Origin of the sequence: Clostridium sp. AWRP (assembly GCF_004006395.2) — a bacterium.
Taxonomy (GTDB): domain Bacteria; phylum Bacillota; class Clostridia; order Clostridiales; family Clostridiaceae; genus Clostridium_B.
The window spans coordinates 887,277-900,289 of sequence record NZ_CP029758.2; the positions used below are offsets into that span (position 1 = coordinate 887,277).

Genomic DNA, 13,013 nt, shown 5'->3' on the forward strand with positions numbered 1-13,013 from the left:
TATTGATAGAAAAAAACACTAGACAGTGCTAATAACAATGTCTAGTGTTTTTTATCTTGCTCAATTTTTTCATTGAGTTCATTTAGGTAAGTCCACCTGTCCATCTTTTCTTCTAGTTCTTTTTCCAGTGAATTTTTTTCGGATAAGAGATCTTCAAGAAGTATATAATCAAATGAAGCAGCTTCCATTTCTATTTTCTTTTCAGATATAGATTTTTCTAGATTTTCGATTACCTCATCTATTTTGTCAAACTCCATTTGTTCTGCATAGGTAAATTTTAAAGATTTTTCTTTTTGCAACTTATAATTGTTTTTAGCTGTATTGTTTTTAATGCTTATTTTTTCTTCGGGTATTTTTGCAGTTTCGTGAAAATGGGAGTAGTTTCCTGTATATTGAGTGATTTTACCATTTCCTTCAAAAGAGAATATTTTATCAACTGTTTTGTCAAGGAAGTATCTGTCATGAGATACAGCTATAACAGCTCCTTCAAAGTTATTGATGTAATCTTCAAGAATTGTAAGTGTTTCTATATCAAGATCATTTGTTGGTTCGTCCAGTAAAAGTACATTAGGATAATTCATCAGTATTTTTAGAAGATATAATCTTCTTCTTTCCCCTCCTGAAAGTTTTCCAAGGGGAGTCCATTGAACTGAAGGTTCAAATAGAAAATTTTCAAGTACAGCAGAAGCACTTATTTTTTCACCCGATGAAGTTGAGGCATATTCTGATGTCCCACGTATGTATTCAATTACTCTTTCATTCATATCCATATCAGAAATTCCCTGAGAGTAGTATCCTATCTTTACTGTTTCGCCTATATCTATATTACCACTGTCTGGCAGAATTTTTTGAACTAAAATATTCATAAGAGTGGATTTACCACTTCCATTAGGGCCAATGATGCCTATTCTGTCATCATTTAGTACGTTATAAGTGAAGTTTCTAATTAATGTTTTTTTACCAAAACTTTTGTTTATGTTATTCAGGTTTATGACTTTTTTACCAATTCGTGTACTCTGAAGACTAATGTTAAGTTTTGATTTATTCAAGGATGTACCTTCTGTAGTTAATTGTTCAAATCTTTCTATTCTGGCTTTTTGCTTTGTACTTCTTGCTTTTGCGCCTCTTCTTATCCAGGAAAGTTCTTTCCTTATAAGATTTTGACGTTTCCTTTCATTGGCATTTTCAGTTTCAAGTCTTTCAGCTTTTTCTTCAAGAAAATTACTATAGTTTCCCATATAACTATAGAGTTTTCCCCTATCAAGTTCAAACATTCTATTAGTTATTTTGTCCAAAAAAAATCTATCATGGGTTACCATAAGTAGGGCACCATTTCGTTTTGTTAAGAACTCTTCTAACCATTCTATGGTTTCATCGTCAAGATGGTTTGTAGGTTCATCAAGTATTAAAAGATTTGAAGTGGTTATAAGAGCAGATGCAAGGGCTACTCTTTTTTTCTGACCTCCAGAGAGCACAGATATTTTTTCATTAAAATCATTTATTCCAAGTTTGGTTAAAATAGTTTTAGCCTGACTTTCAATTTCCCACACATTTTGTGCATCCATTTTGGAATTTAAGGTTCCAATTTTAGCTTGAAGACTTTTGTCTTCTGGATTTTTTTCAATGAGTTTAAGAGTTTTTTCATATTCTCGTAAAAGGCTCATAACAGGAGAAGTTCCTCTAAAAATTTGCTCAAGTACTGTTAGATTACTGTTTGCAAAATCAGAATTTTGGGGAAGGTATCCTATAGAAGTTTCTTTTGATTTAGTAATTTTGCCTCCATCTGATGTTTCGCATCCTGCAATTACTTTTAAAAGTGTGGATTTCCCGGTACCATTTACACCTATAACACCTATTTTATCTCCTTCATTTATACCTAAACATATATTTTTAAATAATATTTTTTCGCTGTAACTTTTACTTATATTTTCTGCAGTTAACAAGTTCATTTTTTCACACATCCTTTATTTTATCATATCATGTATTGGTGCTATACCCAAATATAAAAAATTCCAATAGATTTAATTTGTATAAATTTATTGGAATTTATTGCTATAAGTAAGGCTTTATAGCATCCCTCCATACTTTATAGCCTTTCCCGTTTACGTGTAATCCACCTATAGTATATTCTTTATAAAGTTTGTTTTGGTTTGGCAAAGTAAAGAGGGGATACAGATTTATATATTGTACTTTTGAATTTTTACAAAGATTATTTAAGGATGCATTTAAATTTGTTATCTGATTATATTTTGTTCTAGTTTTATATATATCTTTATTTATGGGAAGAACACTTTCTACATATATTAAAGTGTTAGGAGAATCAGTTTTTATATTTTGTATTATTTTAGAATAATTCTTAATAATTTCTTCTATAGATAATCCCTTGTCAATGTCATTTATTCCAAGCATAATAAAAATTTTTCTGGGTTTTAATTTTGTAATTTCGATTAATCTGTTTAAAGCTCCAGAAGTAGTATCAGAACTAATGCCGCGGTTTAATATATCAGGATTATCTAACAGTTCATTCCACTGTCCAATGTCTGTAAGACTGTCTCCTAAAAATACTATTTTACCTTGTTCTCTGTATGAATTTACATAAGTTGTAACTTTTTCAATGTAATACTCAGAATAAATTTTAGAGTCCAAATTTATACTTTTAAGTATATCTGTATCTTCAGACATCACAGTATTACTTGAAAAACTTGTGGCTTGAGGTGGTGGAGAATTTAAGGATGATTTTAAACAATTATTTGAATACAATATAATTGTAAATATTGCTATGGTACCTATTATTATCAGCAGCTTTTGTAAATTTTTAGTTTGCATGGACATCCTCCTTAAATTTTAAAAGATATATATATCTTTACTTATTATGATAAAAAGTATGTAGGATAAATCCTAAGTAAAGGTAAAATTAAGTTAAAAGTTAATACAATATTAAGAAACTAAACAATTATTTAATATGTGTGACATATTGCTGTCACATAAATTGTATAAAATAATAAATGTACTTAGGTAAAGTTTAATAATAGTAAAATAATAGTCCCCTCTATTATTCAAATAGGCACTGATAATTGGCAGTGCTTATTTTTTGTCGGTAAATTGTATTTAATTAAAAACATTGGTACAATTGGATATAAGATTATAATAACAAAATTATATTTTAGAAAGGTTGTAATGTTTTATGAATCCAGTAGCATTTTCAATTAATGGCTTTCAAATAAGATGGTATGGCATAATGATAGCTTTGGGAGTCATGGCAGCACTTTTTTTAGCTAATTTTAATTGTAGAAGTAAGAATTACAATTTTGACGATATAGTAGATACTTTTTTAATATCTTTTCCCTTTGCTATAATAGGAGCTAGGGCCTACTATGTTATTTTTCAATTTCAAGACTATAAGGATAATATAATAGACGTGTTCAATATAAGACTGGGAGGTCTTGCTATTCACGGAGGGCTTATATTTGGTCTTACAGCTGCGTACATATATACTAGACATAAAAAAATAGATTTTATAAAATTAGCTGATTGTGTAGCACCTTCTATAATACTTGCTCAGGCAATAGGAAGGTGGGGGAATTTTTTTAACGGAGAGGCTCATGGTGGACCTGTAAGCTATCAATTTATAAGCAAATTTCCGCTATTTATACAAAAGGGAATGTTTATAGATGGAACTTATTATCACCCTACCTTTTTATATGAATCTTTGTGGAATTTAACTGTGTGTATAATTCTCGTGTATATTTTGAGAAGAAATCATGATAGGGGTTCTGTAATATCAGCATACATAGGTTTGTACTCACTAGGAAGGTTTTTTATAGAGGGACTTAGAACTGACAGTTTAATGCTTGGAAGTATAAGAGTAGCACAGTTAGTTAGTCTTACAGGAGTTATATTTAGCATAGGTTTTTTCATATATTTAAAGCACAAGAAAAATATGAACTCATTGTAGAATTTATCACTGAAGTTGATTTATAATCGGTCATATGCTGACAAATTTCATCACCATAAAAACTTTTAATAAGTCTAAAACTTGTAAAAAAGTTTTTAAACGTGATTTCAATTTTGTCAGCATATTTCCCAAGGATAAGTCAACTTTTAGTCATAAATTCTATCTATAGATGTTAAACATTTACTGTATTATAAAGATGTATTCTAACTAAAAAATAAGATTATGCGTAGATATGTTTTTTACAATAATGAAGCACATTTAAATATTTTGTATATAAGTCTTAGTAAAAAGTTTTTGAAAAACTTAGGACTTTTGAATTGTTTGAGGTACGAGTTTTCAAAAGTCCTTAGCTTTTTCAAAATGTTTTACTTAGACTTATCAAAATATTTAAAGAGCTGAATGATGTAAAAAACATTCGGAGCATAATCTTATTTTTGTTTAGAATATCTATTTTGATTTACAGGTTTTATTCTGTCAATGTTAGATTCAGTGTTTTTTTACTGCCATTTCTGTTTACTACAATTTCCACTGTATCTCCAGATTTGTGAGTAGCTTTTATATCATTTATTTCACTTATAGACTTTACAGATTTACCGTCAAATTTTTGAATAACATCTCCAACCTTAAGTCCACATCTTTCTGCGGCACTAAATTCTTGTACTTCTGCTACATATACGCCTTCAGGCATATTATATGCTTGAGAGAGCCGTGAATTTATATCTCTACATGCAATGCCTAGCTTCAAAATAGGTTTCAAAAGACCGCTTAATTTAGGTTTTACAGTGTCTATTGGTATTGCAAATCCAATTCCTTCTACTCCACTTCCGCCTACTTTAGCAGAATTTATACCTATTACTTGGCCTGCAGAATTTACAAGGGCACCACCGCTGTTTCCTGGGTTTATGGCAGCATCTGTTTGAAGGTAGGTTTGAGTATTATTGCCAACTTTAATATCCCTATTTGTTGCACTTATAACACCAGTAGTTACAGTACCTAATAAGTCTTTACCAAGAGGATTTCCTATAGCTACGACAGAATCACCTACCTGAAGATTTTTGGAATCACCTAATTCTGCTACGGCTGGCATTTTTACATTACTAGTTACTTTAATTATAGCTAAATCAAGTGTTGCATCATAATTTACTACTTTTGCAGGTGCTTCTTTTTTATTGTTAAATATTACAGTTACTTTTTCAGCAGATTCTATAACATGATAGTTTGTAAGTATATATCCACTTTCATTTATTATTATACCTGAACCCATGCCATCGTCTTGGCTGCTGTTATCATTTGATTGATTTCCATCAGAAAATCCCAAAATATCAGACTGTGAAGCAGTTTTTATAGATACGCCAACTACAGCAGGACCTACTTTCTTTGCAATTTCTGATACAGTAAGGCCACCTTTCGCAGTTGATACAGGGGAAGCATTTATAGTAGAAGGTTTTTCACTTCCTGTATTTTGTAAAGCTAGATTTTGATATAATGGTGTGCTCTTAAACATACCTAATGTTGGTATGAAATATAAGGCACCTGCAATTGAAATACTTCCACCTAGTATACTGCATATTAATCCTACAGCTATATAAGACATAAATTTTTTACTTCTTTTAAGTTTATCTTTGAATTTAGTTTTTAAACTTATTTTTGAAGTATCATATTCATTGTTGAAATTACCCATGTAAGTACCTCCTAAAAAATTTTATTATTTATTTCATGTATATATAATAGAGTTGCTTTGTTACAGTTGTATGACAGAAGTGTTAATGAGTTGTGACAATTTTGCTTCAAATTTTAATAAATAGTATTGACAATACTTATTTATTATTATAACATAGGTTGGGCAATTAATTAGGAGGCTAACTAAATGGAAAGCAAAGTAAAATGTGAACCCTGTGATAAATTTGTAACATATTGGCTTAGGGTAATTTATAGAAATATGACAAATTTACATAATAGTAAACTTGCTAAATATGGTTTGACTACATCACAAGTAGGAGTACTTGTACATTTATGGATAGAAGATGGGTTAACTCAGAAGGAAATAGCCGAAGAACTTCAATTAAGACCAGCTTCCATCACAGGACTTGTAAATACTTTAGTATCAAAGGGATGGATAGACAGAAGAGAGGACACTAAAGATGCTAGAATAAATAGAATTTATCTTACAGAAGAAGGAAAAAACATAAGGCTTAAATGTATGTCAGCAAACGATGAAATAGAGGCAATCTTAAGTAATGGGTTTTCAAAAGAAGAAAAGCAGCTTATGCTTTCCTGGCTGAAAAAATTGAATAAGAATTTATTGTAGGACAGCCTAAAATATTTAGGCTATTAACTATTTTTATAGGAGGAATTAATTTGGAACGATCAGTAAAATTAAGAGATGAAAAGGTTGGTAAATTATTATTGGAATTTTCTATACCAGCTATAATTGGTATGCTAGTTAACTCACTTTATATTGTAATAGATAGGATATTTATAGGAAGAGTTGTTGGAGCTATGGCTATATCAGGTGTAAGTTTGACTTTCCCTATATCCATACTTATAATGGCTTTTGGTATGCTTGTAGGAATAGGTGCTGCAGCAAGAATATCCATAAGGCTAGGAGAAAATAATAAAGATGAAGCAGAACACATATTAGGAAATGCATTTGTACTTTTGATTATAGTTTCTATAGCAATTACAATTTTGGGACTTATTTTTGTGGACCCTATGTTGAGGGGGTTTGGAGCTAGTGATAACACTATAGGTTATGCTAAGCAGTTTATAACTATTTTAATTTCTGTTTCTACATTTCAAACTGTAGGTTTTGGATTAAATAATGTAATACGTTCGGAAGGTGATCCTAAGACAGCAATGAATACAATGCTTATAGGAGGTATATGTAATATAATATTGGACTTCCTATTTATATATATACTTCATTTTGGAATAAGGGGAGCCGCTATAGCTACTTCAATTTCTCAGGGGATAAATATGATATGGGTACTTTATTATTTCTTAAAGGGAAATAGTATGCTTAGAATAAAAAAGAAGTATCTTCGTTTAAACAAAGATATAGTTATAAGTATTTTTTCTATAGGAATGTCTCCTTTTGCAATGCAGATTGCTGCAAGTTTGGTAAATGTGATATTGAACAAGAGCTTAGGAATATATGGCGGAGACCTAGCTATAGGTGCTATGGGTATAATAAATGGTATAGCTACTATTATACTTATGCCTATATTTGGAATAAATCAAGGATCACAGCCAGTAATTGGATTTAATTATGGAGCTAGATTGAATAGACGTGTAAAGAAAGCATTACTACTGGCAATTGGAGCAGCAACTGTTATATCTGCTGCAGGAGGAATTGCAGTTCAAATTTTCCCTACAGCTTTAGTAGATATGTTTAATAAGTCTGATATGAATTTGACTAATATAACTGTAAATGGAATAAAAATATTTATGGTTATGTTTCCTATAATAGGATTTCAAATAGTAAGCTCTAACTTTTTTCAAGCTATAGGAAAAGCTAAAATTTCCATGTTTTTGGCACTTTTAAGACAGGTAATAGTTCTTATCCCTATGCTTCTTATACTTCCAAGAATATTTAAGCTAAATGGAGTATGGATGGCAGCTCCTGTATCCGATGCTGTAGCTTCCATATTGACGGCTTTGTTTTTATATTTTGAAATTAAAAAGTTAAATTCAAATGAAAAAGAAAATGTGAAGTCAGCAGAAATATCTGCATAATGTGCAAAGTAATCAATTCGCAATAATTGTGCATTGTGAACTGTTAACTGTGAATTAAAAAAGAGAGGTATGGTATGCATAAGTGGTGTGATTCATCTATACTTGGAGAAATGTATGAAAGATCAATGGAAAAGGAAGAAAGAAAACGGAAGGGGAGTTTTTATACTCCTCATTACATAGTTGACTATATAGTGAAAAATATTATGTCAAATTTAGATCTTAAGAAAAATCCTTGTATAAAAGTATTAGATCCTTCTTGTGGAAGTGGATATTTTTTAGTAAGAGTATATGAAATTTTAATGGAAAAATTCAGTAAAAATTTAGAGACCATTAGAAATACTTTTAAAAATAAAACTTATACCATTGAAACTCAAGATGGATTAAAGAGTATAGACGGATTTCACTATTGGCAGCAGGAAAATTTAAGCTTTCATATATTAAAGAAATGTATATATGGTGCAGATATAGACAGTACCGCTGTAGAGCTTACAAAAATTAATTTAAGTAAAGTCAGTGGTATAAACATTAATATGAAGGACAATATAATATGCTGCAACAGTCTTATAAAGTGGAATGAAATTGATAATATGGGAAAATACAAGAAATCTAATATTCAATCTGCTATTAAGTTTTGGAGCAGAAAATATGATTATGTACTGGGAAATCCTCCCTGGGTATCTTTAAGTCGAAAGAATAAGATGAATATAGAGGATGAATTATTAAAGTATTATAGTGAAAATTATAATGGAAATACATATTTGCCCAATTTGTATGAGTATTTTATAAAAAGGTCTATGGAAATATTAAAATCTGGAGGAAGGTTTGGCTTTGTAGTTCCTGATAGGCTGTCACGAAATCTTCAATACAGTGAACTTAGAAAGAGTTTACTCAAAAAGTACAACATATTAAATCTTGTATTTGAGATAGATTTTCCGGAAATAAATACAGATTCTATGATTATAATAGTAGAGAATAAGCATAAAAAAGTAAATAAAATGAAAATAGATATTTATAAAAAAAGAGTATATGAAATGTATCAGCATGAATATCTGAGAAATTCAAAATTTAAGTTTACATATTGTTGTTATAATGAAAACTTAAACATAAAGGATTGTATAGAGAAAAATAGCAGCAAATTAGAAAACATTTGTAATACTTTTACAGGATTTATAGGTTATAGTAAAAAAATAACTTCTGTTAAAAAAAATAAACATCAGGTTGAAGTATTAAAAGGGGAAAACATAAAAAAATTTCAAGTTTTAAACAATTATTATTATGATTTTGTACCTGAAAACATAATAGGTGGGACTAAGAATATAGAAAAGCTTACTTTTAAAAATAAAATAGTAATAAGGAAAACTGGGAAAAATTTAATAGCAGCCATGGATGATAAGGGACGTATAATAGAACAATCCTTATATGGAATAATAAGCACAAATGAGGAAGTTTCTCCACAGTATATTTTGGCAATATTGAACTCAGAGCTAATTCAGTGGTATTATTTAAATTTTTTAATTACTAACTCTAATTCTATTCCACAAATTAAAAAATGCAATTTGGATGAAATACCAATAAGACACTGCAGCAGACAAACTAAAGAAGATATAGAAAAATTAGTTCATAAAATTATGAATGATAATGATGAAAGAGATATGTTGAAGAAAATGTTAGATGACAAGATATTTGAATTATATAATATTGATAATAATTATAGAAGTATTATATTAAGTGATATTGAAAAAAATTAATTCAACTTTCACAATTTAAAAATTTTATATGTGCTGTTTTACATTCTGCATACAAAAAAGTACTTGATTTTTAGTTATTTTCTCCCTAATATATTTATTAAGGATGGTGAAGAATATGAAAAATTTTAAGTTCTAATATATTCTAGATTTAATAAGTATCCAAATAAAATAGGTGATAGGGGGAATAATTTGTGATAACATTATTTGGCATTTTATTTGCGGTTTTTGCTATATTTATTGTATTTTCTTTGTTAGGGATTATAGTGCTTCCATTTGTAGGTATAGTTATATTTCTAGCTTTTATAATGGCTATTATAGGATTTGTTTTTAAAATAGTATTTTCACTACCTTTTTTAATATTTGTTGTTATACTTGGATTTTTACATTTTAGTAAGAAATAGTTTTTATTTATAAAAATGTTGACTTATTATGAACAAGATGATAATATAAAAACGTACATTAAATAAACTTTTTAACAGAACATTCGTATAATCTTGATAATATGGTTCAAGAGTATCTACCAAGGTACCAAAAATCCTTGACTATGAGTGGATTCCGTGGAAATGGTATTTTTTTTTAACTATTTTCTAACTTGGATTATCCCATAATTCATGTTAGAAATTTTTTAATTTTGGAGGGAATTACATGAATGTTGAAAAAGCGAACAAAAATGACGGTGGCAATTTATCTTTTTTAGAATCATTTTTTAAATTGCCGGAAAACAATACTACTGTAAGGACGGAGATTTTAGCAGGTGTTACTACTTTTATTACTATGGCCTATATAATCTTTGTAAATCCAACTATACTTATGCAGGCAGGAATGAATGTACATGGGCTTATGGGAGATGCAGCGGTTAAAGCTGGGGTATCTGCAATAAACGACCCTATTGTAGGCTCTATATTTACGGCAACTTGCATAGCAGCGGCTGTTGGAACTTTCATAATGGCACTTTATGCAAATCTACCTTTTGCACAGGCACCAGGAATGGGACTTAACGCATTTTTTACTTACAGTGTTTGTTTAGGTATGCACTATACATGGCATCAAGCACTGGCAGCAGTTTTAGTATCAGGAATAATTTTTATTATAATAACGGTAACTTCTATAAGGGAAAAAATTGTAGATGCGCTTCCATTTAATTTAAAACTTGCTATATCAGGAGGTATCGGACTTTTTATAGCTCTTATAGGATTAAAAAATGCAGGAATTGTAATATCAGATCCTTCTACATTGGTTGCTTTTGGAAAACTAACTAGTGCACCTGTTTTACTGTCAATTATAGGTATTTTAATTACAGTTATACTTATGGCAAGAAATGTTAAAGGATCAATTTTAATAGGAATAATATTAACTACTATAGTTGGTATACCTTTAGGAGTGACACATCTTACAGGAATAAAGGTTATAAGTGCACCACCATCACTTGCACCTACATTCTTTGCTTTTGATTTTAAAGGACTTTTGGGAATAGGAAAAGCAGGTGTAGTAGGAGGTTTAACTAGCATAATTATGGTAGTCATAACATTTACTTTAGTAGATTTGTTTGATACTATAGGAACACTTGTTGGAACAGCTGAAAAAGCTGGCATGGTTGATGAAAATGGAAGAGTTAAAAATATGCACAAGGCTCTTTTTGCAGATTCCCTTGCAACTACTATTGGTTCAATGTTAGGAACAAGTACTGTTAATACATATGTAGAATCCACTTCAGGTGTATCTGCAGGAGGTAGGACAGGACTTACATCATGTGTTGTCGGAATATTATTTATACTTTCACTATTCTTTAGTGGACTAGTTGGAATAGTTCCTACCCAAGCTACAGCTCCAGCACTTATAATTGTAGGGGCGCTTATGATAGGAGTAGTTACTAAAATAGACTTTAGTGATTTTACAGAAGGACTTCCAGCTTTCTTTGCTATAGCATTTATGCCATTTAGTTACAGTATAGCAAATGGTATAGCAGCAGCAATAATATTTTATCCAATAGTTAAAATAGTTACAGGAAAATATAAGGAAGTTCATCCAATAGTATATGTACTTGCAGCTCTATTTATATTTAGATTTGCTATGCTTTCATAATTGAAGATAAAAAATAACTGGTTAGAAAAATTTGTTTTCTAACCAGTTATTTTTTTAATTAATAGTTAAGAATGAAGAATTAATAGTTAATGTGGATTTTTTTCGTTACACTACAAAAAATCTTCCTTCACTGTCAATTGTCCACTATCAACTATCAACTTAAAAACTTTTCGAAGTAAAGTCTTTATATATTTTAGTCTACAAAACTATTCCAGTAATTTGAATAATCAATTGCTACAGGTGATACATTGGAATAGTTTACATCATAGTGTTCAGCTAATGCATTTATGAATTCTTTTGCAGGCATTCCGGATTTTTCTATCAAACCTTCAATTTCTTTTTGTAAGTCCTCTGGTATTTTAGAAAAACAGTAGGTAGTATTCATTTTAACAAATCCCCCTTATAATATAGTACTAACATTTAATATATTATATGACATATAACTTTTTAAGTGTAATACATATGCTGAATTCCTATATTTAGTATAGCATTATGCGCAAAAAAATTCAATAAAGACTAGCCTATAGCACACTATTTTTTATGTGATTCTTTGAAAGAAAGTAGTTTTTTATATACATTTTGTGCTTCTATTAGAGTAAGTGTTTTTTGTATACATTCGGCCATTAATTTATGGCCTAGTGCTGTAGGATGAATTCCATCTATAAATAAATCGTCATTGGTGTTTGCTCCTAATTTTTCTTGGAAGCAACTATAAAAGTCTGCATAAAAAAGATTATTTTTAGTGCAAAAATCTATTATCCAATTTCTGTATTCACTTTCTAGTTTACTTACTTTCTCATAATCTAAAGTGCTATCCCATTTTTCCTTAGCTAATTTTTTGTATACAAGAGGTTCTATACCTATTATTGTAATTATTTTTGAAGATAGGGATTCCTTTACGAGCTCCTTTAAATTATCTGTTACTAGTTTTAGAGTCCTTCCAGTCATAAAGTCATTGCATCCAACTGTAATGAGTACATGACTAGGGCTATTTTGAATTATATCTTTATAAGAACGTGACAACAATCCTGAAGCTGTATCTCCACATACTCCTTTGTTTAAAATATCTATTTGAAGTTTTTCTTTTAGAATGGATACAAAACATTCACTGTTAGAAACACCATATCCAGCAGTTAAGCTGTCTCCTATACATACCATTTTCATAGTTATGCCATCTCCTTTCAATTTTTAAAACGTAAAATAATGTTCGATATGGTATGAACATTACTATCATATATTTCCTTACAATCTTAAAATATACGAATATTATGTAGTGAATTAGTTTAAACGTATTGAATTATACAATTTGATATGATAATATAAGTATATCATAAATAAATGAATAGAATATCCATATAATCCTAATAATGAGGTTTAGGAGTATCTACAGAGAACCGTAAAATTCTCACAGCTATGGATAACTTTATTTAAAGCTGGATATTTTTATATCAAGTTTTAGTTAAGGTTACTAGCTTAAGGTTTCACATAGATTC

11 protein-coding genes and 2 riboswitches are annotated in these 13,013 nt (G+C 29.6%); of the genes, 6 read left to right on the forward strand and 5 right to left on the reverse strand.

Annotated features, from left to right (window positions below; genetic code table 11):
• Nucleotides 1–41: 41 nt before the first annotated feature.
• Together DMR38_RS03980 and DMR38_RS03985 are read right to left on the reverse strand one after the other, a co-directional pair.
• The gene (locus tag DMR38_RS03980) at nucleotides 42–1,949 is read right to left on the reverse strand and encodes an ABC-F family ATP-binding cassette domain-containing protein (RefSeq protein WP_127720096.1); all 1,908 of its coding nucleotides are present in this window, start codon (nucleotides 1,947–1,949) and stop codon (nucleotides 42–44) included.
• 103 nt (nucleotides 1,950–2,052) lie between these two features.
• Complete coding sequence (locus DMR38_RS03985; RefSeq protein ID WP_127720097.1) at nucleotides 2,053–2,826, reverse strand: GDSL-type esterase/lipase family protein; 774 nt, start codon at nucleotides 2,824–2,826, stop codon at nucleotides 2,053–2,055.
• Nucleotides 2,827–3,184: 358 nt separating this feature from the next.
• Between DMR38_RS03985 and lgt the strand changes: the two genes are divergently transcribed.
• Nucleotides 3,185–3,955, forward strand: coding sequence for a prolipoprotein diacylglyceryl transferase (lgt, locus tag DMR38_RS03990; protein WP_127720098.1), 771 nt, complete (start codon nucleotides 3,185–3,187; stop codon nucleotides 3,953–3,955).
• 466 nt (nucleotides 3,956–4,421) lie between these two features.
• Here the strand turns inward: lgt and DMR38_RS03995 are convergent, their stop codons facing one another.
• Nucleotides 4,422–5,636, reverse strand: a complete 1,215-nt coding sequence (locus tag DMR38_RS03995; protein ID WP_127720099.1) for a trypsin-like peptidase domain-containing protein — start codon at nucleotides 5,634–5,636, stop codon at nucleotides 4,422–4,424.
• A gap of 186 nt (nucleotides 5,637–5,822) precedes the next feature.
• On the opposite strand from DMR38_RS03995, the gene DMR38_RS04000 reads away from it, so the two are divergent.
• The 5 genes from DMR38_RS04000 (at nucleotide 5,823) to DMR38_RS04020 (ending at nucleotide 11,520) form a co-directional block, all read left to right on the forward strand.
• Nucleotides 5,823–6,263 carry a MarR family transcriptional regulator gene (locus DMR38_RS04000; RefSeq protein WP_127720100.1) on the forward strand — a complete coding sequence of 147 codons (441 nt, stop codon included), beginning with the start codon at nucleotides 5,823–5,825 and terminating at the stop codon, nucleotides 6,261–6,263.
• A gap of 50 nt (nucleotides 6,264–6,313) precedes the next feature.
• Nucleotides 6,314–7,690, forward strand: coding sequence for an MATE family efflux transporter (locus DMR38_RS04005; RefSeq protein WP_127720101.1), 1,377 nt, complete (start codon nucleotides 6,314–6,316; stop codon nucleotides 7,688–7,690).
• Between the two features lie 74 nt (nucleotides 7,691–7,764).
• Nucleotides 7,765–9,438 (forward strand): TaqI-like C-terminal specificity domain-containing protein, encoded by a 1,674-nt coding sequence (locus DMR38_RS04010; RefSeq protein WP_127720102.1) that lies wholly within the window; start codon nucleotides 7,765–7,767, stop codon nucleotides 9,436–9,438.
• Between the two features lie 191 nt (nucleotides 9,439–9,629).
• Entirely contained in the window at nucleotides 9,630–9,839 is a 210-nt protein-coding gene (locus DMR38_RS04015; RefSeq protein WP_127720103.1) for a hypothetical protein, read from the forward strand.
• 63 nt (nucleotides 9,840–9,902) lie between these two features.
• A riboswitch (purine riboswitch) is annotated at nucleotides 9,903–10,003 on the forward strand.
• A gap of 80 nt (nucleotides 10,004–10,083) precedes the next feature.
• Nucleotides 10,084–11,520: an NCS2 family permease gene (locus DMR38_RS04020; RefSeq protein ID WP_127720104.1), complete on the forward strand. Its 1,437-nt coding sequence runs from the start codon at nucleotides 10,084–10,086 to the stop codon at nucleotides 11,518–11,520.
• Between the two features lie 193 nt (nucleotides 11,521–11,713).
• On the opposite strand, the gene DMR38_RS04025 is transcribed toward DMR38_RS04020, so the two are convergent.
• Nucleotides 11,714–11,905: a hydrolase gene (locus tag DMR38_RS04025; protein WP_127720105.1), complete on the reverse strand. Its 192-nt coding sequence runs from the start codon at nucleotides 11,903–11,905 to the stop codon at nucleotides 11,714–11,716.
• A gap of 146 nt (nucleotides 11,906–12,051) precedes the next feature.
• Entirely contained in the window at nucleotides 12,052–12,684 is a 633-nt protein-coding gene (locus DMR38_RS04030) for a GDSL-type esterase/lipase family protein (RefSeq protein WP_127720106.1), read from the reverse strand.
• Between the two features lie 167 nt (nucleotides 12,685–12,851).
• Nucleotides 12,852–12,954, forward strand: a riboswitch (purine riboswitch).
• Nucleotides 12,955–13,013 lie beyond the last annotated feature (59 nt).

Bases quoted from the DNA above. Each gene is read 5' to 3' on its own strand.
- DMR38_RS03995 (WP_127720099.1), bottom strand. From the start codon at position 5,636: ATGGGTAATTTCAACAATGAATATGATACTTCAAAAATAAGTTTAAAA.
- DMR38_RS03980 (WP_127720096.1), bottom strand. From the start codon at position 1,949: ATGAACTTGTTAACTGCAGAAAATATAAGTAAAAGTTACAGCGAAAAA.
- lgt (WP_127720098.1), top strand. From the start codon at position 3,185: ATGAATCCAGTAGCATTTTCAATTAATGGCTTTCAAATAAGATGGTAT.
- DMR38_RS03985 (WP_127720097.1), bottom strand. From the start codon at position 2,826: ATGCAAACTAAAAATTTACAAAAGCTGCTGATAATAATAGGTACCATA.
- DMR38_RS04000 (WP_127720100.1), top strand. From the start codon at position 5,823: ATGGAAAGCAAAGTAAAATGTGAACCCTGTGATAAATTTGTAACATAT.
- DMR38_RS04010 (WP_127720102.1), top strand. From the start codon at position 7,765: ATGCATAAGTGGTGTGATTCATCTATACTTGGAGAAATGTATGAAAGA.
- DMR38_RS04030 (WP_127720106.1), bottom strand. From the start codon at position 12,684: ATGAAAATGGTATGTATAGGAGACAGCTTAACTGCTGGATATGGTGTT.
- DMR38_RS04020 (WP_127720104.1), top strand. From the start codon at position 10,084: ATGAATGTTGAAAAAGCGAACAAAAATGACGGTGGCAATTTATCTTTT.
- DMR38_RS04025 (WP_127720105.1), bottom strand. From the start codon at position 11,905: ATGAATACTACCTACTGTTTTTCTAAAATACCAGAGGACTTACAAAAA.